This window comes from Pigmentiphaga sp., from assembly GCF_033795525.1.
GTDB lineage: Bacteria > Pseudomonadota > Gammaproteobacteria > Burkholderiales > Burkholderiaceae_B > Pigmentiphaga.
Genome location: NZ_JARYGM010000002.1, coordinates 655,566 through 678,458 on the forward strand (window position 1 = coordinate 655,566; position 22,893 = coordinate 678,458).

The 22,893-nt window shown below is 62.5% G+C and carries 29 protein-coding genes; 17 read left to right on the forward strand and 12 right to left on the reverse strand.

Annotated elements, in window-relative coordinates:
• The first annotated feature begins 6 nt into the window (after positions 1-6).
• From QHC78_RS07810 to QHC78_RS07845, 8 genes are read left to right on the forward strand one after another with little or no spacing between them, the layout of a single operon-like run.
• Positions 7-1,173: a thiolase C-terminal domain-containing protein gene (locus QHC78_RS07810; RefSeq protein ID WP_319743310.1), complete on the forward strand. Its 1,167-nt coding sequence runs from the start codon at positions 7-9 to the stop codon at positions 1,171-1,173.
• Between the two features lie 6 nt (positions 1,174-1,179).
• Positions 1,180-1,617, forward strand: a complete 438-nt coding sequence (locus tag QHC78_RS07815) for a Zn-ribbon domain-containing OB-fold protein (RefSeq protein ID WP_319743311.1) — start codon at positions 1,180-1,182, stop codon at positions 1,615-1,617.
• 12 nt (positions 1,618-1,629) lie between these two features.
• Complete coding sequence (locus QHC78_RS07820; RefSeq protein WP_319743312.1) at positions 1,630-2,661, forward strand: Ldh family oxidoreductase; 1,032 nt, start codon at positions 1,630-1,632, stop codon at positions 2,659-2,661.
• A 23-nt stretch (positions 2,662-2,684) separates the two neighbouring features.
• Positions 2,685-4,127, forward strand: a complete 1,443-nt coding sequence (locus tag QHC78_RS07825; protein WP_319743313.1) for an MmgE/PrpD family protein — start codon at positions 2,685-2,687, stop codon at positions 4,125-4,127.
• The gene (locus tag QHC78_RS07830) at positions 4,124-5,158 is read left to right on the forward strand and encodes a Bug family tripartite tricarboxylate transporter substrate binding protein (protein WP_319743314.1); all 1,035 of its coding nucleotides are present in this window, start codon (positions 4,124-4,126) and stop codon (positions 5,156-5,158) included. Before QHC78_RS07825 ends, QHC78_RS07830 begins: the two co-directional genes overlap by 4 nt.
• A gap of 23 nt (positions 5,159-5,181) precedes the next feature.
• Positions 5,182-6,378 carry a CaiB/BaiF CoA transferase family protein gene (locus QHC78_RS07835; protein ID WP_319743315.1) on the forward strand — a complete coding sequence of 399 codons (1,197 nt, stop codon included), beginning with the start codon at positions 5,182-5,184 and terminating at the stop codon, positions 6,376-6,378.
• Positions 6,375-7,589, forward strand: coding sequence for a CoA transferase (locus tag QHC78_RS07840; RefSeq protein ID WP_319743316.1), 1,215 nt, complete (start codon positions 6,375-6,377; stop codon positions 7,587-7,589). Before QHC78_RS07835 ends, QHC78_RS07840 begins: the two co-directional genes overlap by 4 nt.
• Complete coding sequence (locus QHC78_RS07845; RefSeq protein ID WP_319743317.1) at positions 7,589-7,996, forward strand: PaaI family thioesterase; 408 nt, start codon at positions 7,589-7,591, stop codon at positions 7,994-7,996. Before QHC78_RS07840 ends, QHC78_RS07845 begins: the two co-directional genes overlap by 1 nt.
• A gap of 15 nt (positions 7,997-8,011) precedes the next feature.
• Here the strand turns inward: QHC78_RS07845 and QHC78_RS07850 are convergent, their stop codons facing one another.
• Positions 8,012-8,527, reverse strand: a complete 516-nt coding sequence (locus QHC78_RS07850; RefSeq protein ID WP_319743318.1) for a carboxymuconolactone decarboxylase family protein — start codon at positions 8,525-8,527, stop codon at positions 8,012-8,014.
• Positions 8,528-8,647: 120 nt separating this feature from the next.
• Between QHC78_RS07850 and QHC78_RS07855 the strand changes: the two genes are divergently transcribed.
• Positions 8,648-8,746, forward strand: a complete 99-nt coding sequence (locus QHC78_RS07855) for a hypothetical protein (protein ID WP_413816435.1) — start codon at positions 8,648-8,650, stop codon at positions 8,744-8,746.
• 68 nt (positions 8,747-8,814) lie between these two features.
• On the forward strand, positions 8,815-9,963 hold the full coding sequence (locus QHC78_RS07860) for a DJ-1/PfpI family protein (protein WP_319743319.1): 1,149 nt from the start codon (positions 8,815-8,817) through the stop codon (positions 9,961-9,963).
• A gap of 10 nt (positions 9,964-9,973) precedes the next feature.
• Here the strand turns inward: QHC78_RS07860 and QHC78_RS07865 are convergent, their stop codons facing one another.
• Entirely contained in the window at positions 9,974-10,177 is a 204-nt protein-coding gene (locus tag QHC78_RS07865; RefSeq protein WP_319743320.1) for a hypothetical protein, read from the reverse strand.
• A 209-nt stretch (positions 10,178-10,386) separates the two neighbouring features.
• On the opposite strand from QHC78_RS07865, the gene dbpA reads away from it, so the two are divergent.
• The gene (dbpA, locus tag QHC78_RS07870) at positions 10,387-11,775 is read left to right on the forward strand and encodes an ATP-dependent RNA helicase DbpA (protein ID WP_319743321.1); all 1,389 of its coding nucleotides are present in this window, start codon (positions 10,387-10,389) and stop codon (positions 11,773-11,775) included.
• A 39-nt stretch (positions 11,776-11,814) separates the two neighbouring features.
• Here dbpA and QHC78_RS07875 read toward each other — a convergent pair whose 3' ends face one another.
• Positions 11,815-12,171 carry a nuclear transport factor 2 family protein gene (locus QHC78_RS07875; RefSeq protein ID WP_319743322.1) on the reverse strand — a complete coding sequence of 119 codons (357 nt, stop codon included), beginning with the start codon at positions 12,169-12,171 and terminating at the stop codon, positions 11,815-11,817.
• A 123-nt stretch (positions 12,172-12,294) separates the two neighbouring features.
• Here QHC78_RS07875 and QHC78_RS07880 point away from each other — a divergent pair, with 123 nt between their 5' ends.
• Positions 12,295-13,074: a helix-turn-helix domain-containing protein gene (locus tag QHC78_RS07880; RefSeq protein ID WP_319743323.1), complete on the forward strand. Its 780-nt coding sequence runs from the start codon at positions 12,295-12,297 to the stop codon at positions 13,072-13,074.
• Positions 13,075-13,275: 201 nt separating this feature from the next.
• The gene (locus QHC78_RS07885) at positions 13,276-13,782 is read left to right on the forward strand and encodes a hypothetical protein (RefSeq protein WP_319743324.1); all 507 of its coding nucleotides are present in this window, start codon (positions 13,276-13,278) and stop codon (positions 13,780-13,782) included.
• A gap of 62 nt (positions 13,783-13,844) precedes the next feature.
• On the opposite strand, the gene QHC78_RS07890 is transcribed toward QHC78_RS07885, so the two are convergent.
• Entirely contained in the window at positions 13,845-14,336 is a 492-nt protein-coding gene (locus tag QHC78_RS07890; protein WP_319743325.1) for a MarR family winged helix-turn-helix transcriptional regulator, read from the reverse strand.
• An 89-nt stretch (positions 14,337-14,425) separates the two neighbouring features.
• Here QHC78_RS07890 and QHC78_RS07895 point away from each other — a divergent pair, with 89 nt between their 5' ends.
• On the forward strand, positions 14,426-15,199 hold the full coding sequence (locus tag QHC78_RS07895; RefSeq protein WP_319743326.1) for an alpha/beta fold hydrolase: 774 nt from the start codon (positions 14,426-14,428) through the stop codon (positions 15,197-15,199).
• Between the two features lie 47 nt (positions 15,200-15,246).
• The gene (locus tag QHC78_RS07900) at positions 15,247-16,881 is read left to right on the forward strand and encodes a GMC family oxidoreductase (RefSeq protein WP_319743327.1); all 1,635 of its coding nucleotides are present in this window, start codon (positions 15,247-15,249) and stop codon (positions 16,879-16,881) included.
• Between the two features lie 147 nt (positions 16,882-17,028).
• Here QHC78_RS07900 and QHC78_RS07905 read toward each other — a convergent pair whose 3' ends face one another.
• Positions 17,029-17,808, reverse strand: coding sequence for an SDR family oxidoreductase (locus QHC78_RS07905; RefSeq protein ID WP_319743328.1), 780 nt, complete (start codon positions 17,806-17,808; stop codon positions 17,029-17,031).
• Entirely contained in the window at positions 17,808-18,134 is a 327-nt protein-coding gene (locus tag QHC78_RS07910; RefSeq protein WP_319743329.1) for a nuclear transport factor 2 family protein, read from the reverse strand. The genes QHC78_RS07905 and QHC78_RS07910 overlap by 1 nt, the downstream gene beginning before the upstream one ends.
• 90 nt (positions 18,135-18,224) lie before the next feature.
• On the opposite strand from QHC78_RS07910, the gene QHC78_RS07915 reads away from it, so the two are divergent.
• Positions 18,225-18,554, forward strand: coding sequence for a winged helix-turn-helix transcriptional regulator (locus QHC78_RS07915; RefSeq protein WP_319743330.1), 330 nt, complete (start codon positions 18,225-18,227; stop codon positions 18,552-18,554).
• Between the two features lie 222 nt (positions 18,555-18,776).
• Here the strand turns inward: QHC78_RS07915 and QHC78_RS07920 are convergent, their stop codons facing one another.
• Positions 18,777-19,583: an SDR family oxidoreductase gene (locus QHC78_RS07920; RefSeq protein WP_319743331.1), complete on the reverse strand. Its 807-nt coding sequence runs from the start codon at positions 19,581-19,583 to the stop codon at positions 18,777-18,779.
• Between the two features lie 95 nt (positions 19,584-19,678).
• Here QHC78_RS07920 and QHC78_RS07925 point away from each other — a divergent pair, with 95 nt between their 5' ends.
• Positions 19,679-20,596 (forward strand): AraC family transcriptional regulator, encoded by a 918-nt coding sequence (locus tag QHC78_RS07925; protein WP_319743332.1) that lies wholly within the window; start codon positions 19,679-19,681, stop codon positions 20,594-20,596.
• Positions 20,597-20,689: 93 nt separating this feature from the next.
• Here the strand turns inward: QHC78_RS07925 and QHC78_RS07930 are convergent, their stop codons facing one another.
• From QHC78_RS07930 to QHC78_RS07950, 5 genes are all read right to left on the reverse strand, one after another.
• Positions 20,690-20,884 (reverse strand): GNAT family N-acetyltransferase, encoded by a 195-nt coding sequence (locus QHC78_RS07930; RefSeq protein ID WP_319743333.1) that lies wholly within the window; start codon positions 20,882-20,884, stop codon positions 20,690-20,692.
• Between the two features lie 177 nt (positions 20,885-21,061).
• A complete protein-coding gene (locus QHC78_RS07935) occupies positions 21,062-21,376 on the reverse strand; it encodes a DUF1153 domain-containing protein (RefSeq protein WP_319743334.1) in 315 nt (104 codons plus the stop codon).
• Positions 21,377-21,521: 145 nt separating this feature from the next.
• Positions 21,522-21,908, reverse strand: coding sequence for a hypothetical protein (locus QHC78_RS07940; RefSeq protein WP_319743335.1), 387 nt, complete (start codon positions 21,906-21,908; stop codon positions 21,522-21,524).
• A 142-nt stretch (positions 21,909-22,050) separates the two neighbouring features.
• Positions 22,051-22,332, reverse strand: coding sequence for a DUF6966 domain-containing protein (locus QHC78_RS07945; RefSeq protein ID WP_319743336.1), 282 nt, complete (start codon positions 22,330-22,332; stop codon positions 22,051-22,053).
• 204 nt (positions 22,333-22,536) lie between these two features.
• The gene (locus QHC78_RS07950; protein ID WP_319743337.1) at positions 22,537-22,893 is read right to left on the reverse strand and encodes a hypothetical protein; all 357 of its coding nucleotides are present in this window, start codon (positions 22,891-22,893) and stop codon (positions 22,537-22,539) included.

The following is a 22,893-nucleotide window of genomic DNA, read 5'->3' on the forward strand; positions in this document are numbered from 1 at the left end:
AACGTAATGGCGATTACCGAAACTGCTCGCGCCATGCGCGATGCAACCGCGGTGTGCGGCGTGGGGTTGACGATCGGGACATTTCCCGACCGCACCCCGCTCTCGCTTGCCGTAGAGGCCTACCAGAAGGCCTTGGATGATGCGGGTTTGAAGCGTGAAGACGTAGACGGCATCATTCAGCTTTCGTATGGCTCGGACTACGACCGCTTCCTCGAGGCCGTGGGCAGCGACGTCCGCTACGCCAATCAAGGCTGGACCCATGGCCGCTTCATCGCGCCCATGCTGCAGCAGGCCGCGATGGTGGTCGCCTCCGGCATGGCCAAGGCGGTGGCGGTCGTGCATGGCCGCAAGGGCCGCGCATTCGGTCAGCTGGCCGATCATGAAATGTGGCGCCAAGGCCTCGGACCACATGGAGAAAGCCCTGCCTACGGTGCGTTCAGCCCGGCGTTCGGCGTGGCGGTAGCGGTACAGCGCTACTTCCACATGTACGGCGGCGGTCCGGACGACCTCGCACCGATCGCGATGGCCTTCCGCAAGCACGCTCGGCTCAACCCGCTGGCCATCCGCACCGACCCCATGAGCCGGGAAGACTACCTGAACTCGCGCTGGATCATCGAGCCGCTGCGCCTGTTCGACTGCTGCCAGAACGGTGACGGCGGCGCCTGCATCATCGTGACCTCGGCAGAACGCGCGCGCGACATGAAAAAGCCGCCGGTCTACATCTCCGGCATGCAAGGCGTACACGCCGGCCCGCAGTTCCACAACTTGACGCTGCCCGGCCTGGGAGTCGCCCAGCAGAAGGTCTACCAGTACAAGCCGCAAAAGGAAGACCTGTACGCCTTCGAGATGGCCGGCATCACCAATAAGGACGTGGATGCACTGATTACCTACGACGCGTTCTCACCACTGGTGCTGTTCGGCCTGGAACGGTTCGGGTACTGCGGACCGGGCGAAGCGCTCGATTTCATCAAGGACGGCCGCATCGAATTGGGCGGCGAGCTTCCGGTCAACACATCCGGTGGCCTGCTTTCCGAAGGCCACGTGGTGGGCTGGAACCTGTTCATCGAAGCAGTCAGGCAATTGCGGCATGAATGCGGGCCACGCCAGGTCAAGGACGCCGAGATCATCCACTACGGCAGTTTCCTCGGCGAATCGATCATCTTCCGGAGGTAAGCAAGCATGAAACCGTCCACCAAAATGCGCGACGAAGCCACCGGCCGCTATCTGCCGGTGATCTATCCGGAGGAGCTGCCGTTCTGGGAAGGCGCCAAAAAACGCGAGCTGTGGCTACAGCGCTGCTGCGGCTGCGGCAAGGTGTTCTATCCGATCGGCGCGGCCTGCCCGCATTGCTTCTCGATGAAGTTCGCATGGGAGCGCATGTCGGGTAAAGGCACGATCCACAACTGGGTGATCTACCACAAAGCCTGGACGCCCTGGTTCGAAGACAAGGTGCCCTATGCGGTCGTTCAGGTCGAGCTCGAGGAAGGGCCGAGGCTCACCACCAACCTGCTCGATTGCAAGCCGCACGACGCCAAGATCGGCATGCCAGTAGAAGTGGCGTACGAGGACATCACCGACGAAATCACGCTGGTGCAGTTCCGGCCGGCAAAACCCTGACGAGGAAGCGCCATGACTACCACCTCTGCCGGCGCGGCAAGCGGTCCGCTCGACCCGGATCGTCCCGATGGCGTGCGCATGTCAGTCGAGGAAGCGACATCCTTGGGCAAGCGCGCGCTCGGGCGCCTGGGCTTTCCCGATGACGAGGCAGCCATCATCGTCGACCAGTTGATCGACAATGCCCTGTGCGGCTATCGCTTCGCGAGCTTGCCTAGAATCCTGGCAATCGCCGGAGACGAAAAAAGCCGGCGCGCGCGGCGTCCGATCGAGATCGTCCACGACACGCCGGCCTCGGCGCTGCTCGACGGCGGCAACAACGTCGGCTACGTAGCGGTGTACCGCGCCGCCGAAATCGCCATCGAAAAAGCCAAGAAGAACGGCATAGCGTCGGTCGGCGTCTACGACAGCTATTACAGCGGCCGCAACGCCTACTACGTCGAGAAAGTGACGCGGGAGGGTCTGTTCTGCCTGCATATTGCCAGTGCAAAGCCGCGCGTGCTGCCTATCGGGGGCGCACGCCCGGCGCTGGGCACCAACCCGCTCTGCTTCGGTTTTCCGTCGGTGGACGGGCCGGTGGTATTCGACATGGGCACCGCATCGCTGATGTGGGGCGAGTTGCTGCTGCACGCGCACCTGGGAAAGCCGATTCCCGATGGCATAGGGTTTGACGCCGACGGCAATCCGTCGACCGACGCCAATAAGGTTATCGAGGGCGGCGTGGTGCCCTTCGGCGATCACCGCGGCTATGGGCTGGCGTTCGCCGTGCAGGCCATGGGCCTGCTGGCGGGCGCTGCGATTCCCCGCGGGCAAGCTCAGGACTATGGCTTTCTCTTCATCGCGATGGACCCCAAGCTGATGCTGCCCGGCGGGGACTTCGAGCGCCAGATGTCCGATCTGGTCCGCGGGATCAAGGCAACCAAACGGCGGCCAGGCGTCGACGAAATCCGCATTCCTTCGGAACGTGCGTTCCGCGAACGTGAACGGCGCCGCACGGAAGGGCTGGTGTTCGACCGTGCGGTCGTTGAATCGCTGGAAGCACTGTAAAGACCGACCAGGAGAGCGATTCGATGTCATCCGCCACACTCCCCCACGCATCACGCACTGTGCCCGCAAGGGAGGGCCCCACCCGCCAGGTCGCCCGCTATCTGGCCCACACCACATACGAGGCGGTGCCCGAAGCGACCCGCGAAACAGCCAAGCGCCTGTTGCTCGATGGCATAGGCTGCCTGCTGGCCGGCACCCGTGGCGAGCCCGGCCGCCTGGCCGCGGACGCCCATGCCGCCATGGCCGGCAACGGCCGTGGCGGTAGCGTCAACAGCGGCGGCCCCGCGACCATCGTCATAAACGGCTCGCACGCCATGGCCCGCGATGCCGCATTCGTCAATGGCATCACGCTATATAGCGTAGGTGTCAACGACATCCACAAGCCGTCCGGCTCACATCCCGGCGGCTGCGTCATACCGGCGGTCCTGGCTACTGGCGAGTGGCAGTGCAGCAGCGGCCGCGACATGCTCACCGCCATGATCGCCGGCTACGACATCATGGGGCGGCTGGGCCGCGCCATCATTCCCAGCCACCGCAACCGCGGATTCCACCCTACCGGTACGTTCGGCGCGTTCGGGGCCGCAGCCGCGGTGGCGCGCCTGCTGGCGCTCGACGACTGGCGGACTGCCAGCGCGCTGGGCATTGCGGGCTCCCAGGCCGCCGGCCTGAAGGCGTTTCAGAGCGACGGCTCGTTGACCATGATCTTCCACGCCGGGCGTTCAGCCCAGAACGGCGTGGAAGCCGCCGTGCTGGCCCAGCAGGGATTCAGCGGCCCGCACAGCGTGTTCGAAGACCGGCAGGGCTTCCTGGCGGCTACCAGCGACGAATCGCGGCCGGACATGTTGACCGAAGCGCTGGGCGAGCGTTTCGAAGTCGACGCCACGACCTTCCGCCCGTACTACGGCTGCACCCTTACCATCACCGCTTCGGGCGCAACCGCGCAGATCATGCAGCGCCGCCGCGAGGCGAACCCTGAACAAATCGCCCGCATTACCGTCCGCACGCATCCGATCGTCGAAGAAGAAGTGGGCGACGACAACCCGCAGACACTGCTTGCTGCCCGGCTATCGATGCAGTTCAACATTGCGCTGGTGGTGTGTCGCGGCGATGTGCTGGTGGGCGACGTCGACGACACCTTGCTGCACGAGCCGCGCCTGCGCAAGCTGCTGCCTCTCATCCAGTTCGAGACCGACGACTCGATGCCACGGTACGGCAGCGTGATCACGGTGCAGTTCAAGGACGGCAGCACGGAACGCGCCGAGATGTTCGACCCCAAAGGGGATCCGCAAACACCTATGAGCTGGGACGACATCCAGACCAAGTTCGTCAAGCTGGTCGAGCCGCTAGGAGACCGGCCTTCCGCGCTGGAGCTGGTGCAGATGGTGCGCTCGCTGGAGCACACCGATGGCCCCAGCCTGATGGCCAGGATCGCACGGTTTGCCGACCCGTCGAGGAGACGCCCATGAAAGCCCCCCGAAGAACCGCACTGGCCCGTGGTGCAAGCTGCGCCACCCTAGGCCTGGCACTTGCCCTCCCGTCGGCCCGGCCGGCCCTGGCCGCTGCAGGTGCAGATCCCGTCGCCAGCTATCCCGACAAGCCGATCCGCCTGATCGTGCCATTCACCCCGGGCGGCGGCACCGACATGGTGACCCGCATCGTCGGACAGCGGCTCTCGGCGCTATGGAACAGCCCTGTCGTGGTCGAAAACGTGCCTGGTGCCGGCGGCATCAGCGCTTCGACGCAGGTCGCGCGCGCCAAGCCCGACGGCTATACGCTGGCAGTCATCACGCCTACCCAGGTGATCAACCCCAGCCTGTACGCCTCGTTGCCATTCGATCCGATCAAGGATTTCAAACCGGTGGTTCTGATGAACAGGCTGCAACTGATGCTGGTAGGCAGCAATGACTTTGCACCCGGCACCGTGGCCGACCTCATTGCATACGCCAAAGCCAACCCCGGCAAGGCGGCGTTCGGCTCGACCGGCGTAGGCGGCAGCGCGCACCTGGCGGTGGAACTCATCAAGAAAATGGCAGGCATCGATATGATCCACGTGCCCTATAAGGGCAGTTCTCCAGCCTATGCCGACGTCATCGCCAATCGCGTCCAGCTCTTGTCGAACAACATCATTTCGACCATGCCGCTGGTACGCAGCAAGCAGCTCAAGGCTATCGCCGTCCTGGGTGCGACCCGCTCGCCCATCGCCCCGGAGGTACCGACCGTGGCGGAGTCAGGCCTGCCCGGCTACGACGTGAGTTCCTGGTTCGGTATCGTCGCGCCCGCCGCCACGCCGCAACCCGTCATCGACAAACTGAATCGCGCCATCGTCGGCATCCTGCGTGAGCCAGAAACCCGCGGGCTGATGCTCAAGCAAGGCGCCGAGCCGATAGACGGCGCGAATGCACCCGCCGATTTCGGCCGCCTGCTCGCCAGCGAAAAGGCCAAATGGGCAGATGTCATCCAGTCGGCCGGCATCAAGACGCAGGCCGTCGAGCCGTGACGGCAGTGCGCGAGGAGCGGAACATGCAGCCAATGCAGCAAGAAACTGCGAACCCTGACGGCCCTCTCGCCGGGATACGCGTCATGGACGTCAGCATCATGGCCGCCGGGCCCTGGACCGGGGCATTGCTCGGCATGCTGGGCGCCGAGGTGATCAAGGTCGAACCGCCCGACGGCGACGGAACACGTTGGGTAGAGCCCCTGCAGCACGGCATGGGTACCAACTACATTTCCATGAACGTCAACAAAAAAGACATCACACTCGACTTCAAAAGCCCTGCGGGTAAGCAGGCAGCGCTGGAGCTGGCCGCCAGCTGCGACGTATTCGTCCAGAACTTCCGCGTCGGCGTCATCGAGCGCCTGGGGCTCGACTATGAATCGATACGTGCCGTGAATCCGGACATCGTCTATTGCGCGATCTCGGGTTTCGGCGAAATCGGCCCGCTCGCCAGGGCGGGATGCGCGGATTACATCATGCAGGCTTTCTCCGGTTTTGCCCGCGCCAACGGACAACCCGGCGAGACCGTCGAGGCGTTCCGGTTCACCGGCTTCCTCGACCTGGCCACCGCCAGCGTGGCGACCGAAGCTGTGCTGGCCGCCTTGCTTGACCGCGAACTCAACGGCGGCGGCCAGAAGGTAGAAGTATCGATGCTCGAAGCTGCGCTGGAGATACAGTTTTCCCGCATTGCGGAACTGCTCGGCGCCGGCCAGGTGCCGCGTCCGCGCGGCAGCGCATCGCCCGCGCTGGCGCCGGACCGGGCCTATGCCACCCTGGACAACGAAGTGTTCGTCACCGTGCACGACGCCCGGCAATGGCAAGGGTTCTGCGCGGCGATCCTTCGCCCCGACCTGGCGGAGAATCCGCATTTTGCCACCAATCTGCAGCGCGTCGAGAACCGGGAAGCGCTGGACGCGGAACTCGAGCCCATCTTCAAGGCACGGCCGGCGATCTGGTGGCTGCGCGCGATGCAACGTCATCAGGTGCCGTGCGCCATCGCCCACAATTTCGAGCAATTCCGCTATCACGAGCAAGTGGTCAGCAATGAAATGATCGCCCGGTTGAAGACGCGCGATTGGGGCGAGGTCAGCGTCGCCGGCCTGCCCTGGCATTTCGGGAGCACCCCATGCATCGTCCAGGAACCGGCACGGCCAGGCGAGCATACCGAGCAAGTGCTAGCCGGCCTGGCCCCGTCTATCCGCCGCATGCAGGAGGCAAAGTGAGCCTGCTTCGAAACATCAAGATTGTCGAATTTGCGCAAGGCATCGCGGGTCCGCTGGCTGCGCTGCGGCTTGCCGACCTTGGCGCCGACGTCATCAAGTGCGAGGACATCCAGGGCGATTGGTTGCGCGGCGCCGCACCGCTGATTCCAGGGACCACCATGAGCGCAGCGTTCTTCGAACTCAACCGTGGCAAGCGTTCAATGCAGCTGGACAGCGACCCGCACGCCGCCGGGGCTACCTTGCGCCAGCTGCTGCGCGAGGCCGACGTGTTCATCACCGACCGGCCGCAGAAAGAACTTGCGGCGTTCGGCCTGTCTGCCGGAGAGGACACCGATGCCTCCCCCTGCCCCGAAAACACGGGGCTGATCACCGTCGAGATCAGCGGCTGGGGACACCGCGGCCCGCTGCGCGACCGGCCCGGCTCCGAACTCACCGCGCAAGCGATGGCGGGCTACACGCGCTACCTAGGAGAATTCGGCAAGCCCGCCTGCCGATTGGGAGCGGACGTCGCTTCGGCGGGCACTGGCATCTTCGCATGCCAAGCAGTACTGGCGGCCCTATTCGCCCGTGCCCGCGAGCGCTGCGGCGGACAGCGCGTTTCGCTGTCTCTGCTCAACTCGCTGATCTCTCTCAAGAGCATCCACCTGGCCGCCCAATCCGACCCCGACAGCTACGCGGGGCCACGTGTCGGCGGCGCCAACTATCCGCCCGAACGCGGCTGGAAAACCCGCGACAATCCCATCTTTTTCGCCTTTGGTGGGTCGGTCGGCGCACAGGGCCGCCCTGGCTGGGTGAACTTCATCGAGGAAGCCGGCTTCACCCGCCTGCTAGAGGACCCCCGCTTCGACAAGATCGGCCGCTCGACCACCGGCTACGGCATACGCGTTCCCGAAACGCGCGGCGAATACGAAAAGGAATTCGCTCGCTATTCGGCCAACGAACTGGTCGACCTGATCCGCAAGCACGCGGGCAACGCCGCCTCGTACATGCGCGCAGACGAAACCATCGCACATCCACAGACACAAGCCTTGAAGGTAGTGCGGGAAGTTCCCATGTCCGGACACACGCCTGTCCGGGTACGCGCCTTTCCCGCGCGCTTTTCACGGACGGCGGCTCACACGCCGGGCGACGCGCCCCCGCTGGGACGCGATACTGCGGCTATCGAAGCGGCGCTGAACGCGTCACCCGGCAAATGGCCCGGGAGGCATTGATGACCAACTGGCGCTCGTTCGCCCCCTTCTACGACCATCTCGGACTGCAGCTCGAAGAACTGGGCGGCGGGCTAAGCCGCATCCGCCTGCCGGCCCGCAAGGAGATCGGCAATTCGCGCGGCGACGTACACGGCGGCGCCACGTCCGGCCTGTTCGACGTCCTGCTGTCGCAAGCCGTGCGGTCCGCCTACGACGCCCCTATCGGCGGACTGGCGACGATCACGCTTACCGTGAACTTCCTGTCAGCAGGAGCCGGCGACCTGATCGGTATCGGCCGCGCGGTGCGTGCGGGCAAGACCGTCGCCTATGCGGAGGGAGAAGTCACGACGCTCGCCGGGGAGCCCGTGGCGCGCGCAGCGGCGACGTATCGCGTGATCGCGGCGCGGCCAAGATCTGGTGAAAAATAGGTTTCGGCGCCGTTCTCAATGCGTCATCCGCGCCGCGACCAGAAAGCGCGACACCATGTTGTAAGCCGCCACCGTAACCAGGATGTCGACCTTCTGGTGCTCGCTCATTCCTTGCGTGGCGCGCTGGAACAACTCGTCCGGTACCACGATGTCGCGTGTCATGGCATCGGTCAGCTCCAAGGCAACAGCCTGCGCCTCGGTAAAGGCTGGCATGCCGGGCTTGAAATCCCGCACGGCATCGATCGCCTCTTGCGACACGCCGGCCTTCAAGGCGTGCGGCACGTGGGCCTCGTACTCGTAGTGTGCGCCGTTCAGAATGGCCACCCGCAGGATAATCAGCTCACGCACACCGGGATCGATCGTATTGCGATTGCGCACTGCCGAAAGCAACTGCTCCCAGCCATGTGCCACCGGCGGACTGTTCAACAGCACCTGGTACAGCAGCGATACCCTGCCGCGTTCCGCCATCAGGCGGGCTTCCTGCTGGGCCAGTTCGGGGCGTGTGCCCGGTTCGATCGGGGGGATACGCATGATGGGAAGTCTCCTGAAGGAAAGTTGGATTATTGATCTGAACGGCCACGATAGCATTGCCTATCCATAGGTACGCTAAAGCTCCAGCGTCTCTTCAACAACGCGAGCGAGCTACATGGCATAGGTGCCGTTCCCCCGACACGCGCGATGCTGGACAAGGCAGGGCTTCGGGTCGATGATATCAACGTCATCGAATCCAACGAGACGTTCGCGGCATGAGCTTGCGCGGGCGATCGGACGTCCGGCAAGTCGACTCCGCCAATGCCTCGGCCCGGAGACCGCCGCCCATGCTCAAACGCCATGTCATCCGGGGTGCACTGACACTCCTCCTGCTCTCGCTGGCGGGCTTCGGCGCCTGGATATTCAGCCTGCCCCCGGCACCGGCCACTGCCGAAACACCCTCCGTTGCGAAGCAGGAAATGGACGCGCTCCACGCCGCCCTGAAGCCGCCAAAGCGCAAGCGCCCGCTCGTAGCGGTCGTAGGCATCAACGACGCCACCGAAACCACCGACTACCTGATGCCCACCGGCATCCTGCGGCGCGCCGACGTTGCCGACGTCCTGACACTGGCGACCGGCCCAGGTCCGGTAACGCTCTATCCGGCGCTCACGGTCGAGGCTGACGCCACCCTTGCCGAATTCGATGCGCGGAACCCCGCGGGAGCCGACTATGTCATCGTACCCGCCATGAGCCGCGACGACGACCCGGCAGTCCTGGCCTGGCTGCGCGAGCAGTCCCGGAAAGGCGCGACCGTCATCGGCGTCTGCGCCGGCGCCAAAGTCGTTGCCGCGGCCGGCCTGCTGGACGGCAAGCGAGCAACGACCCATTGGTACTACCTGAGGGAAATGCTGGACAAGCACCCGTCTATCGCCTATGTGGCCGACCGGCGCGTGGTGGCTGACCGGGGCGTCGCGACCAGCACGGGTATCTCCGCATCGATGCCGATGACGCTGATACTGATCGAGGCCATTGCCGGCCGGCAGAAAGCCGAAGCGGTTGCCGCCGACCTTGCCATGGCTTCCTGGGACATCCGCCACGCCAGCCGTGCCTTCAAGCTGACACGGCCATTCGCGACGACGGTGCTTGCCAACACCCTTGCGTTCTGGAAGCGCGAACACGTCGGTGTGGAGCTGCAGCCAGGCATGGACGAAGTATCGCTGGCCCTGGTCGCCGACGCGTGGTCGCGCACCTACCGGTCAAGGGCCGTGTCGTTCGCAGCCTCACCGAAAGCCGTCGCAACCCGCAACAGGATTCGCGTCATTCCTGAGACCACAACAGCCGATGGGCGGGCAGCAGCATACACGGACACCTTCGTCCATCAGCGCCCGGCACAGGCGCTGGACCAGACGCTGCATGCCATCGACAGGCGCTACGGCGCCCGCACCGCCGACGTGGTCGCCATGCAACTCGAGTATCCGTGGAGAGCAACACCATGATTGGGGGCGTTCACGACTCCTGCCCGGCCAACTCCTTCTCACGCTTCAGGAAGCCCGCCAGGTCCCGATAGCTTTGGGCACGCTCTTCGCGCGTGCACACGGCCGTGCCGCTGCTGACCAGCCGCTCGCGGATATTCACGGCAGTGCGCTGGATGTGTTGCTCCAGCAACGCGCAGGCGCGATCCGCATCGCGCGAGACGGCGGCCTCTTCCATCTTCTCGTGCTCGTCCTGGACATTACGATCGAAGGGATTCTTGGCCAGGAACAGACGGCAATGTCTGCAAAATAGAATTAGATATAAACCGCGGTCGCAGCCGGTCATGCCCAGTTCACGGGCGCCATTACCTGGAGGCCGTCAAGTGCGGCAAGGGCATACACTGACGACCAACCTAACCTTTCGCGGTCTCGCGACCCGCCCCCCCAGTGACCGACACGTCCTTTACCTCCCTCTCCCTCCTTCCCGCCTTGCTGGACAACCTGCAAAGCCTGGGCTTCGAGCAAATGACGCCCATCCAGGCGCAGAGCCTGCCGCTCATCCTGGAAGGCCGCGACCTCATCGCACAGGCCAAGACTGGCAGCGGCAAGACCGCGGCGTTCGGCCTGGGCGTGCTGCAGCACCTGGACGTCAGCCGCCTGGTCCCCCAGGCGCTGGTCGTCTGCCCCACCCGCGAACTGGCCGACCAGGTCGCCCAGGAACTGCGCCGGCTGGCCCGCCTGATTCCCAACGTCAAGGTCCTGACGCTGTGCGGCGGCGCCGCCGCGCGTCCCCAGGCCGAATCGCTGGCCCGCGGCACGCATCTGGTGGTGGGCACACCCGGCCGCATACAGGACCACCTGGAACGCGGCAGCCTGGATCTATCCGCCCTGAACACCCTGGTGCTGGACGAAGCCGACCGCATGGTCGACATGGGCTTCTACGATGACATCGTCGCCATCGCATCGCATTGCCCCGCCAAGCGCCAGACCCTGCTTTTCTCGGCCACCTACCCCGACAACATCCGCAAGCTCAGCGCCCGCTTCCTGCGCAACCCGGCGGAAGTCAAGGTCGAGGCCCAGCATGACGCGAGCCGCATCGAACAGGTCTTCTACGAGATCGACGAAGACGAACGGCTCGACGCCGTCGTCACCCTGCTGGCGCACTTCCGTCCGGTGTCCGCGCTGGCCTTCTGCAACACCAAGATCCGCAGCCACGACCTGGTCGAACGGCTGCAGTCCGAGGGCATCAGCGCCCGGGCGCTCAACGGCGACCTGGAACAGCGCGAGCGTGACGAAATCCTGATCCAGTTCGCCAACCAGAGCTGCGCCGTGCTGGTTGCCACCGACGTCGCCGCCCGCGGCCTGGATATCCAGGACCTGGAGGCAGTCATCAATGTGGACGTGACCAAGGACACCGAGGTTCACGTGCACCGCATCGGCCGCAGCGGGCGTGGCGCGCAGAAAGGGTTGGCACTGAGCCTATGTTCGCCGGAGGAAGTGCGCTGGGCCAATCTGATCGAGCAATATCAGGGCGCTCCGCTGAAATGGGGCGATCTCAAATCGCTGCGATCCAAAGCCGACCGGCCACTGCGGGCACGCATGATTACCTTGTGCATACAAGGGGGGAAGAAAGACAAGCTGCGTCCTGGAGATTTGCTGGGTGCGCTGACCGGAGACGGCGGATTGACTTCCGAGCAGGTAGGGAAAATCAATATCACCGAGTTCAATTCTTATGTGGCGTTGGATAGGCAGATTGCGAAACAGGCGTTTTCGCGGATGTCGAATAGCAATATCAAGGGGCGGCGGTTCCGGATGCGTTTTTTGGAGGAGTTTTGAGCTCCTCCGGACCGTGCGATCAATCCGCGCCGGCATCGATCACTGAGCAACTCCGTCGAGAAATCCGATTACCTCCGCTATGTGGCCGCTGTCGTCAAGCTTGATGACGTCGGTTCCCCTTGCAACCGAAACGTCGGCCCCATCGCGCAGGGTCCAACTGAACCGAACGAAGCGGCCATGCCCGTCCGGCTGCCCGTCCAGCGCAAAACGGTGGCCCGCAAACTGAGTCATCGCCCCGTCAATCATGGATTGCAGCGCTTCATGACCCTGCCCCGACATGAGCGGATCGGTGTAGACCGCGTCGGGACGCCATGCAGATAGCGCTGCGCGCCTTTGGCCGGGAACAGCGTTCCATGTCTCGAGATAAGCATCGGCGATAATCTTCGGGTCGATCATGATTTCAATCTCCTGGTGTTGGCCAGGGAAATGATGGACCGGAAGCGAAAACAAAGCGATTACCTCTGAGGTAATCTCCCGCCACAGGCCTACATAATGAAATCCTCGTCACAGGAGCCATGCGTGAGCAGCGAGACAGTCGGCGATCTGACACGGGCCTGGCGCAAGCGCCGAGGCATGAGCCAGCTCGACCTCGCCCTCGATGCCGGCGTGTCCGCACGTCATCTGAGCTTTGTCGAAAGCGGCCGAGCCAGCGCCAGCCGGGAACTCCTCCTGCGGCTCAGCGAGCAACTCGCCATGCCGCTTCGAGAACGCAATCGCTTGCTCGTGGCGGGCGGCTACGCACCCGCTTTTGACGCCCGCGCGCTCGACGATCCGGACATGGAACCGGCGCTGGCGGCAATTTCGGCCGTACTCGATGCGAGCGCCCCCTACCCCGCCTTGGTGGTCGACCCGCTCTGGAATCTTGTCCGCGCAAACCGGCCGGCGCAGCAGCTGCTTGACGGGCTGCCAACCCGCCTGGCTACACCGCCGATCAATGTATTGCGCGCCACGCTGGACCCGCAAGGGCTTGCCCCACGAATCGCCAATCTGGCGGCGTGGCGGAACCATTTGCTTGCCCGGCTGCGTGCGGACTTCACCGCGAGCGGTAACGTCGGCCTGCTGAGACTGCATGATGAATTGGCGGCGATTCCTGTGGCTGCGGACAGCACGCCTCCAGCGAGCATGGCACGCATTGCAGTCCCGTTAATGCTGCGTGTTCCCGGCGGGCCTATTCTTTCGCTGATTTCCACCACAACCGTGTTTGGCACTGCCAACGACATCACCCTTGCCGAACTGACGCTGGAGAGCTTCTTCCCGGCCGATGTCGCGACAAGGAACTTCTTTCTGGCAAATGGGTAATGCAAGCTATGTAACGTTCTCGGCATCGATCCCATCAAGGCCGCACACGCGAAGATACAACTCAACGCCAGCAACGACCTTACGAACGATTACTTCACGCAAGAATATAAGCCGAATAGACACCTACAATTCAGAGGAAAGGTCAACCAGAGAGTCTATATGCGCTTGTCTTCCGTACTAGTCGCCGCTGTGGGATTATCCATGTGGTCCGCTGCACCAGCAGCCGACGATGCTGACCTGATAGAAGGCGTACGAACGAATCAATTCATGAATGCCTTGCCACAAGACGTGGATGGACTCCAGCTGAAGTCGGTCCGCACTGATCCCAAGCAGGGGAAAGTCACGGCGGAATATATCGACGCCAACAAGACGCGTAAGGCACAGATACTCGTGATCCGTATCCCGAAAGGCGTCGATGGAGATACGCATCGGGACAAGACGCTTTCGAACTTCGCAGCCTTTATCAAGAAGGAAGGTAGTCCCTATGTCGAGCGGCGCAACTACGAATCCCCTTCAGGGGTAGAAGTCAGCTGTGTCGATGCGATGCAAAACAAGAAGCTCTTGCATTCGTTCTGCTCCACCGTACAAAAGGGACGCCTCATCAGCATACAGCCGCTGACCGTCGCCCCGGAGAAAGTCGACGCCCGTGCATACGAATACAGCAACGCATTCGTAGGGAAAATCGTCGATAGCGTGGAGAAGATGTAGCGCATCAGGAAGCCCCGTCGCATTCCTGCGCCTGATCCACTCTCCGCCTAATCCATTCTGCCTCAATACGTGTTTGAATTCGTGCCGCCAGGCGCCTTCCAATTCTGCAGGTGCCCATAGATCGCATCGCGAAGCTGCCGGATCTGCCGGTTCAACAGGGCCAGGTCCCTCGGCGACTGTCCCGACGCCTCGAGCAGCGACTGGCCCAGGCATCCGGCCCGGTCACGCATCAGGCGGCCTTGCTCGGTCAGCGCCACGATCACTTGGCGCTCATTGTCAGGGCTTCGTGTCCGCAGGACGAAGCCCGCGGATTCGAGCCGCTTGAGCAGGGGTGTCAATGTGCTGGACTCCAGGGCCAACTTCTCGGCAATCTCGCCTACCGTCTGCTCGTCCTCCGCCCATAGCACATTGAGCACCAGATACTGCGGATAGGTCAGTCCCAACTGATCCAGCAAAGGCTTGTAGACCCGCTGGATCGCAATGCCTGACGAATAAACGGCGTAGCAAAGCTGGTCGTCCAAGGGCGGCGGAGCCCCTACCTTTTTTTGTGTCATCGCGTAACTCCCGAGCGTGCATCCACGATAGCACACCACAAGAAAACATATCGCGATAATTATTATCTCGATATACAAGGAGATCGACCATGAAATGGAACACCCTCTTGGCCGCGATGGCCACCACAGCCGGTTTCGCATCGGCCGCCGACGCCGCCGAGCGCATTCCCGCCGACCAGGCAGTCCGTAACGTGGTCCTGGTGCATGGCGCCTTTGCCGACGGTTCCGGCTGGCGGGGGGTATATGACGAACTTACCGGACGCGGATACCGCGTCACCATCGTCCAAAACCCGCTGACTTCGCTGGCCGACGATGTCGCAGCTACCAAGCGTGTGCTCGACCGCCAGGCAGGTCCAGCGATCCTGGTTGGGCACTCCTACGGCGGAACAGTCATCACCGAAGCCGGTGCCGATCCGAAGGTTGGCGGTCTGGTCTACGTTTCGGCGCTTGCGCCCGATGTTGGCGAATCCACCGGAGCCCAGTTCAAAGACTTTCCTGCGCCACCGGAATTCATCATCGAAACGCAGAAAGACGGATTCGGTTTCGTCAACCTGGAGAAGTTCAAGGCCGGCTTCGCGCACGACACGACCGACTCCGATGCCGCCTTCCTGCGCGATTCCCAAGTGCCGATCAACATGTCGATCTTCTCCACCAACGTCGGCCAGGCGGCCTGGAAGACCAAGCCGAGTTGGGCCGTCGTGGCCACTGAGGACAAGGCGATCGATCCGACGCTGCTGCGCCACACGGCCAAGCGGATCGGCGCGGAAGTCACGGAGCTGAAGGCGAGCCATGTGCCGTTCGTCACCCATCCCAAGGCCGTTGCCGACGTCATCGACCGTGCCGCACGCAGTACGTCTCGCTGATCCCGGGGCTCGTGCTCCGTACCCTTGTTACTCATCGAGAGGTCGAAATGAATAGTGATCCCATCACGACACGCGAAAATCCCTGCAACGACAGATCCCCCCAGAGACTGCGATCGAGCTATGACTTCATCGTCTGCGGAGCGGGCACGGCGGGAAGCGTAATCGCCGCCCGCCTCGCCGGCCAGCATGATGCAACTGTGCTGCTTCTCGAGGCGGGCGGCGACGATACGGGCGAGAACATCTCCGAGCCCGCACGATGGCCGGCCAACCTTGGTTCCCGGCATGACTGGGCATTCGAAAGCGTGCCGAATCCGAACCTGAATGGCCGGCGCCTGGCCCTGAACGTGGGGAAAGGACTGGGAGGCGGCTCGAGCATAAACGTCATGGTCTGGGCGCGCGGCCACAAAAGCGACTGGGACCACTTCGCTTCGGAATCCGGAGACCCGGCATGGGGCTACGAGTCCGTGCTTGCGTACTATCGCCGGATAGAAGACTGGCACGGCCGCCCGGACGCGTTGCGTCGAGGCGTCGGAGGGCCGGTCCATGTGGCGCCGGCGCAGGCGCCGCAGCCCCTGGCGCTTGCCACGGTCGAAGCGGCAGGTCTGGTGGGCGTACCCCGCTTCGACAGCCCCAATGGCGAAATGATGGAAGGACCTGGGGGCGCCGCGATTGCGGACTTGCGCATTCGCGGCGGCAAGCGCGAATCGGTCTATCGATCGTATGTCTACCCGCGGCTGCGCCAAACCAACCTGACGGTGACGACCGACGCCATGGTAACGAGGGTGCTCTTCGACGGCAAAAGGGCGACAGGCGTAGAAGTGCTCATCGACGGGAGGCCACGGCGCATCCATGCGCGCTGCGAGGTCGTGTTATCGATGGGCGCTATCCACACGCCCAAGGTCCTGCTGCAATCGGGTATCGGGCCGCAGGAAGCGTTGCACGCGCATGGCATAGAAGTCGTCCAGGATCTTCCTGGCGTGGGACACAATTACCAGGATCACATCGCATTCGGCTGCACGTGGCAGTACACCGAACCCCGGGCCGTGGGCGCTGGCGGCTGCGAATCCACGCTGTACTGGAAGAGCGATTCTCGTCTGGAAGCGCCCGACCTGTTGCATTGCCAGCTCGAGTTCCCAGTGCCCTCGCCCCCGGAGGTTGGCGTGCCGGCGCCGGCACACGGCTGGACCATGTTTGCCGGGCTGGCCCGCCCCAGGAGCCGGGGCCATTTGCGGTTGTCGGACCCCAGCCACCAGGCCCCTGTATTGATCGATCCGAACGTGCTCAGCGAGCCGGAGGATATGGCCGCGGCGCTTGCGACGATCGAACTGTGCAGAGAGGTAGGCAACCATCCGGCATTGGGCAGCCTCGTGAAAAGAGAGGTCGTCCCAGGGCACGGCGATCGCCGGCTCATGGAGCGATTCATCCGGGCCTCGGCCGTGACCTTCTGGCACCAGTCGGGTACGGCGAAGATGGGGCGAGACGCCATGTCCGTGGTCGACGCGGAATTGCGTGTGTACGGCATCGACAACCTGCGCGTCGCCGATGCGTCCATCATGCCGCGGATCACCGTCGGCAACCTGATGGCGCCGTGCGTCGTGATCGGAGAGCGGGCAGCCGACATGATCCTCCAGGCCCATGGAGGGAGTCGGCTGCAGGCTCCCCCAATCGAACCGGCGGCCTAATCGAACTCCACTTGGTGGGCGGGCTCGCGCTGCGATAGCCTGCCCGTTTTCCGCCCGGACCTTCCAACCCATGCGACGCGTGCCATCGCTTGCGCCGATCGCGGCCCGTCACTCGGACAAGTACGTCCGACGAGCGCCGGCAGCCACCTACGCTGTCGGTACCGTCCCGCCGTCCACCACATATTCGGTACCCGTGATGGCGGCCGCACGGGGCGAAGCCAGAAACGCAATGAGATTGGCTACCTCGACAGGCTTGGCGGGCCGGCCCAGCGGAATGCCGCCCAGCGAATCCATGATGATCTGCTTGCCGCCTTCATAATCTGTGCCCGCTTCCAAGGCAAGCCGCTCGGCCAGCGCAACGGCGGCTTCCGTCTCGATCCACCCTGGCGCCACCCTGATCACGCGCACCCCTTTCGGCGACACCTCCTTCGACAGGCTCTTGCTATAGGTGGAAAGCGCCGCCTTGGCGGCGGCATATGCGGTGGTCGCCTCCGGCAACGGAAACATCCGTTGAATGGAGGTGACATGAATGATCACGCCCTCGCGTTGAGCTAGCATGCCAGGCAGCAAGGCGCGGTCCAGACGAACGGCAGGAAACAGATTGAGGGCGAACTCCCGCTGCCAGTCATCCTCGCCCAATGCGGCGAAACCGCCGCCTGGCGCGGACGATCCACCCAGCACATGGACGATTATGTCGACGCCGCCAAGATCGGACGCGACGGCCCGCACCACGGCCTCGCACCCTTCGACCGTCGACAAATCGGCCTGGGTGAAGAAGGTGCCGGGCGCACCCGCGTCCCGGTGTCGCGCAGTAGTAAGAACCGTTGCCCCGAGGCCGCAAAAAAGATCGACAACAGCCCGTCCGAGCCCCTTCGTGCCTGCCGTGATCAGCACGCGCTTCCCTTCCAACTCCAGGTCCATCGCCATTATCGGATCTCCAGAGACTGGATTTTGTCGTCTGCCAGAAGAAAGACGTGCTCGAGCTCGACGGGGCTGCCTGGAAAATTGCCGACGACGTTCGCCGCGACTGCCACGCGATTGCCATCGCGCGAGGCTTCCAGCGGTTCGGCACTGAATTGGAACTTCTTGCGTGCGTCGGTTTGCCAGGCGGCGATGGCCGCGCGCCCTCGGTGCGTCCGGCCTTCGTCGTAGACCGTCGCATCCGGCGTGAAGCAAGAAGCAAGGCGGTCGATATCCGCCTGGTTACTGGCCTCGAAATAGGCTGCGACGGGATCGGGTAGAGAAACTGACATGCGTCCTCGCGGAGCTAAGTTGCAATGCGATAATTTTCCTCTTGGGCTGTCCCGTCCACAAGAACGCACGAAAAAGTTAGCTACTGACAAATGAGAAAGCAATACACACCCGAGACTGCCGCTGCTGACGTGGAAGACGTATTGCGCCTGCTCGACGGCCGTTGGAAGCTGCTGATCCTGTTCCACCTGTTCGATGGAAAGGTGCGGCGCTATTCAGATCTCGAAAAGTTGATTCCCGGCATCTCGCAGAAAATGCTGGCACAGCAGCTGCGTCAGCTGGAAGCCGACGGCATCGTATCCCGCAAGGTCTATCCCGAAGTGCCCCCCAAGGTCGAGTACCGGCTGACGCAATGGGGACAGGCGCTGTGCCCCGCCCTGGACGCGATGTTGCAGTGGGCGGAGCAAAAGGCCAGGTTCTGAAGTCCGGAAGGCATGCGAAGCAGCCCTTCTAACGGCACGTTCGGCTCAATGCGCGGCATCCTGGAAACCAAACAGCTGGCACATCGACGTCGGAAACGCGTACGTCCGGCCCAGGATGTCGATCCCATATTCCTCGATAGCAGCAGGAGCAACGAGGTTGCGCCTACCATCCCGAGCCAGGGAAAAGACATGTTCAACGGTAATTTGCTTCCGTGAAACTGCTTAACTAAGGGACTGTCGCACCAGTTGGATAAATGCCTGTTGGCCCAACTTGGCGCGCCTGCCAGCGATTTCGAACGAGTCCGCTCCCGCCGGGTGTTGCAGGGTCGCACTCTCGTCGGTGACGGCCCGGAACACGGCGTCGGCCACATCTTCAAGCGTCGTCGTGTTCGTCGGGATGCCCTTCATCACAGCCGCCAGCTGTGCCTGATAGGCAGCAGGGAAAGTACGCTCATCATTAAGGGCCATCATGCGCGATCCGAACTTGGTGTCGGGTCCATAACCGGGCTCGACCACGCATACCTTGATCCCGAACGGCGCCAGCTCGTGATAGAGCGCTTCCGAAAGGCCTTCCACGGCCGCTTTCGTGGCGGCGTAAACAGATACGAACGGCTTCGGATTAAAGACCACGCTCGATGTCACGTTGACGATCGCACCCGATCGCCGTTCGCGCATATGCGGGATGAGCGCCCGCGTCATCGCGATCACGCCCAGGGTATTGATCTCAAACAGATTCCGCGTGGCTTCCTCGGTCGTGGTTTCGAGCGGCGCGAAAATGCCGACGCCCGCGTTGTTCACCAAGGCGTCTATGCCGCCGAAAAGACCGATGGCATCACGCACCGCGGATTTGATGCTGTCGGCGTCGGCCACATCAAGCGCCACGACCTTGAGGCGATCGGCTGGACCCTCAAGGGTATTGTCCGAGGGGCGGCGCATGGTGGCCACGACGTTCCAACCGCTCTCGAGAAAGCGTTGTGCCGTGGCCTTGCCAAAGCCGGATGAACTGCCGGTGATCAGAACTGTACTCATGACGTCTCCATCGTGGGATATGTCTGGTGGAGACTAGCAGGCAGCCACCGTACTTCCTATAATCCGGCATACGCATTTCTTTATCGATCGTTCGGATGGACCCTCTCTCGGCGCTTGTGGCGCTTATCCGCCCCCAAACCGTGTTTTCCAAGACAGTCTACGCCGCCGGACGATGGGCCGTGCGGCCCCCGCGGGTTGGAAACGCCGGCTTTGGCGTCGTCTTGAAGGGAAATTGTGAGCTCCGCATAGACGGAGGCCCTTTGATCGAATTGGCCGCAGGTGATTTCATCCTACTGCCGTCCTCCCGCGACTTCGTACTCGCCAGCGACTGCGATATTGGCGATGACGAGGCTAACTTGAGCGCATGCACGACTGCCGAGGCTTTTTTCGGCGACAGTAGCCAAATGCCGGACTTCGCGCTGCTGGGGGGCAGCTTCCGTTTCAGCCACGCCGACACCCCCTTGCTCCAGCAGGTCCTCCCGGCGTTCGTTCACATCAGCGCCGCCAACGGCAGCGCTCGAAGACTGGCCCACACCATCGACCTCTTGGCCGACGAGGCGCAGGAGCGCCGGCCAGGCCGCGACCTGGTGCTTGAAAGGCTCGTCGAGGTGATGCTGATCGAAGCCTTGCGCAATGGCGCGGATCAGCCGGGAACCCAGTTTCGGCCCGGCCTCTTGGCCGGGCTTGCCGACCCGCGAATAAACCGGGCACTTGAAAGTTTCCACGCAGATATTGCAGCGGCATGGACAGTCGCATCATTGGCCGCGCAGGCGAGTCTGTCCCGAACGGCATTCAGCGAGCGCTTCACCCGCCTCGTGGGGGTGCCGCCCATGACATACGTGCTTGAGTGGCGAATAGCGGTGGCGCAAGACATTCTTCTGCGGGAGCATTTACCGCAAGAAGCGGTGGCCGCCGCTGTCGGCTACCAATCCGCCAGCGCATTCAGTACCGCATTCCGGCGCAAAGTGGGACAAGCGCCCGGCGAATATATCCGTGCCCGCCAAGCGACATAGTGAGACGTCTTGCTCTGTGCAAGCCCTGATTTCTTGATGCCATGAAAAATACCCTGCTGAAAAAGCTGCTTTTTCTTACACAAATCCAGTCAATCAAGCTGCGGAAATCGGCAGGTATAACGTCAATGCTTCACTGACCGTACGGCGAAAGCCAAAACCCTCATAAAACATCGCCACCGTCGTGTCCTTGGCATCCACGACCAAGACACGCACGCCCATGCTCTGCCGCACAGACAGGGCCACATTGACCGCGTGGCCTAGCAGCAATTGGCCATAACCTTTGTTCATTGGGCATCGTCGCCACCGATGGCAGGGCCTGGATGCGGGGCCTATGGGCCGCTTGCGGACCTGCCAGCCCATCAGTTGGAACACGCGTTGCACGGTGCGGCACACCGAACCAGCGGCACAACTTGAAGATCGAGACGGTGATGCCGTCGGCTTGCAGTCCCTGGCGGATCGTCTCGATCACTTCTCGTCCTCGCCCAGCAGGGACTGCAATTTTTTTCTGGCGCGCAACTCCAGCATCGCCTCGCCATAGGCCTCTTGCAGGTCCTTGAGCTGGCGTTCGTACTGTTCGCGCACGTCCTGCGGATTCGCACGCAGGGCGTTCTCCATACCCCGCTTGCCGTCATCGACCCACTGTTCGACCTCCGACGGCGACAGACCGTACTGGCGGCTTGCCTCAGCCACGGTGGTCTTGCCCTGAATGATGTCCAGCACCAGCGCACTCTTGCGCTTGGCTGTCCAGCGTTTGATGTCTTCTTCCATCTTCGTGCTCAACGTCGTTTCCTTGATTAGGACGTGAGCAGGATTTCACTGGGTCATTACACCAACACCCTGAGTTTCCGGCCGCGAGGCTTCTGCCAAGCTGCTTCCCAACGCATTGCAAAAAATGTGGGTCAATTCCGAGCTGAGACGCTTCGAATCAGAAAATCCAATCCCAATCCGACCGTTCTCGAAAGCGCTGTACGAATTCACGGCCAGACTCGATGGTCCCGAAGTCGTTGTCCACAAGAGCATCCGATCTATCAACCACGTGCGCCAGCACTTGCCCCAGGAATTTGGTGCTCTTGAAGTTCACGAGAAAGAAGTTCGGGTCACGGCCGAGAGAGCTGACGCGGGCTCGCTCCTCCGGCTCTTCGTAGTGCTCGGACAAGGACGCGTCCAGCACAAATTGGACCACCTCTCCGTCGGCTTGAGCAGCAAGGCGGCCTTCGGAGGGACCAATGACCTCAAAGCCACCTGCGGAAAGAAGTCTTCCCAGTTCCCGTAGTCCGAAATCGTTCGGGGTTACAACAACAACATCGCGCATATGGCCCTGAAGAATTCTAAATGGCCCCTGCGGTCGCGGTACGCCCGCAAGATACCCCGACCAGTCGGAGATTGAAAAGCTGCCAGAGGAGAATTCGGCCGCGCCGCGAGCCGCAGCACTCTCTGCGGCAACAAGTTGCTCGCTAAATGCGCAGTTCTTGGCTCAGTTCAAAAAGCTCACTTCTCAAGGCGTCGAACTCTTCGTTCTCATCAACTAGGGGTTTGTTGCCTTCATAGAGGATCACGTCGTTAAGCGATCCCATCCCGCCATACATCCCCACGATGGCGCTCGCCCCTTCTTGCGTATCGCGCGCAACAAGCGCGGCGGCACGTTCAAGCGAGACACTGACGTTGACCGAGCCGCCGCGTCGAGCGAGTTCGCTCATACGCTGAACAATATCTGAGATTCGCTGAATCGTGCTCATCGGATTTGCCTTTTCCCCACCACTTCGACACCATTGATCGTCCAAGGTCTGACTACCAAAATCTGATCTGCACCACCAGAATATAGCCCGCCTTGGGTGCTAATCCGGCCAGCATATATCTCGGTTCCTGCCGGAATTCTGACCGCGAACCGCGCTCGGCGCCGCTCACGATATTGCCAAGCTACGAGACTCGACTTCGATGCTTCACGCAAGAGCCAACTGACACTGAGCCTTTCTCACTGTTGGCAAAAGCTCGTCGTTCAAATCGGTGACAAAAACGTCAATAGCAGCGGCCTCTGGCCCTTTGGCCAGAACTTCATTTGCTTTTAACGCAACGTTCTCCTGCGTCGATGCATCTTGAACTACGAGCACAAGAAGAAGCTTGGGGCCTGGCATATTACCAAGCAAGAAATACTGGGGGAGATGCGCCTCCATTATAGAAACGCTACCGCTCAGGCCGCGCTCGATACGAGCGACCATTTTCTCATCGGTCGGACGAGCAGGTTTCCCGATGATTATTTTGTCCGCTGCCCCGAGGCGAACCACATTGGGGACGCTCAT

Excerpts from the sequence above, each read along its gene's own strand:
- QHC78_RS07895 (WP_319743326.1), top strand. The coding sequence starts at position 14,426 with ATGAAATGGAACACCCTCTTGGCCGCGATGGCCACCACAGCCGGTTTC.
- QHC78_RS07925 (WP_319743332.1), top strand. The coding sequence starts at position 19,679 with ATGGACCCTCTCTCGGCGCTTGTGGCGCTTATCCGCCCCCAAACCGTG.
- QHC78_RS07945 (WP_319743336.1), bottom strand. The coding sequence starts at position 22,332 with ATGAGCACGATTCAGCGAATCTCAGATATTGTTCAGCGTATGAGCGAA.
- QHC78_RS07875 (WP_319743322.1), bottom strand. The coding sequence starts at position 12,171 with ATGATCGACCCGAAGATTATCGCCGATGCTTATCTCGAGACATGGAAC.
- QHC78_RS07900 (WP_319743327.1), top strand. The coding sequence starts at position 15,247 with ATGAATAGTGATCCCATCACGACACGCGAAAATCCCTGCAACGACAGA.
- QHC78_RS07865 (WP_319743320.1), bottom strand. The coding sequence starts at position 10,177 with ATGGAAGAGGCCGCCGTCTCGCGCGATGCGGATCGCGCCTGCGCGTTG.
- QHC78_RS07920 (WP_319743331.1), bottom strand. The coding sequence starts at position 19,583 with ATGAGTACAGTTCTGATCACCGGCAGTTCATCCGGCTTTGGCAAGGCC.
- QHC78_RS07910 (WP_319743329.1), bottom strand. The coding sequence starts at position 18,134 with ATGTCAGTTTCTCTACCCGATCCCGTCGCAGCCTATTTCGAGGCCAGT.
- QHC78_RS07830 (WP_319743314.1), top strand. The coding sequence starts at position 4,124 with ATGAAAGCCCCCCGAAGAACCGCACTGGCCCGTGGTGCAAGCTGCGCC.
- QHC78_RS07820 (WP_319743312.1), top strand. The coding sequence starts at position 1,630 with ATGACTACCACCTCTGCCGGCGCGGCAAGCGGTCCGCTCGACCCGGAT.
- QHC78_RS07915 (WP_319743330.1), top strand. The coding sequence starts at position 18,225 with ATGAGAAAGCAATACACACCCGAGACTGCCGCTGCTGACGTGGAAGAC.
- QHC78_RS07890 (WP_319743325.1), bottom strand. The coding sequence starts at position 14,336 with ATGACACAAAAAAAGGTAGGGGCTCCGCCGCCCTTGGACGACCAGCTT.
- QHC78_RS07905 (WP_319743328.1), bottom strand. The coding sequence starts at position 17,808 with ATGGCGATGGACCTGGAGTTGGAAGGGAAGCGCGTGCTGATCACGGCA.
- QHC78_RS07885 (WP_319743324.1), top strand. The coding sequence starts at position 13,276 with ATGTGGTCCGCTGCACCAGCAGCCGACGATGCTGACCTGATAGAAGGC.
- QHC78_RS07940 (WP_319743335.1), bottom strand. The coding sequence starts at position 21,908 with ATGCGCGATGTTGTTGTTGTAACCCCGAACGATTTCGGACTACGGGAA.
- QHC78_RS07825 (WP_319743313.1), top strand. The coding sequence starts at position 2,685 with ATGTCATCCGCCACACTCCCCCACGCATCACGCACTGTGCCCGCAAGG.
- QHC78_RS07815 (WP_319743311.1), top strand. The coding sequence starts at position 1,180 with ATGAAACCGTCCACCAAAATGCGCGACGAAGCCACCGGCCGCTATCTG.
- QHC78_RS07810 (WP_319743310.1), top strand. The coding sequence starts at position 7 with ATGGCGATTACCGAAACTGCTCGCGCCATGCGCGATGCAACCGCGGTG.
- QHC78_RS07850 (WP_319743318.1), bottom strand. The coding sequence starts at position 8,527 with ATGCGTATCCCCCCGATCGAACCGGGCACACGCCCCGAACTGGCCCAG.
- QHC78_RS07950 (WP_319743337.1), bottom strand. The coding sequence starts at position 22,893 with ATGAGCGTCCCCAATGTGGTTCGCCTCGGGGCAGCGGACAAAATAATC.
- QHC78_RS07845 (WP_319743317.1), top strand. The coding sequence starts at position 7,589 with ATGACCAACTGGCGCTCGTTCGCCCCCTTCTACGACCATCTCGGACTG.
- QHC78_RS07930 (WP_319743333.1), bottom strand. The coding sequence starts at position 20,884 with ATGAACAAAGGTTATGGCCAATTGCTGCTAGGCCACGCGGTCAATGTG.
- QHC78_RS07860 (WP_319743319.1), top strand. The coding sequence starts at position 8,815 with ATGCTCAAACGCCATGTCATCCGGGGTGCACTGACACTCCTCCTGCTC.
- QHC78_RS07835 (WP_319743315.1), top strand. The coding sequence starts at position 5,182 with ATGCAGCCAATGCAGCAAGAAACTGCGAACCCTGACGGCCCTCTCGCC.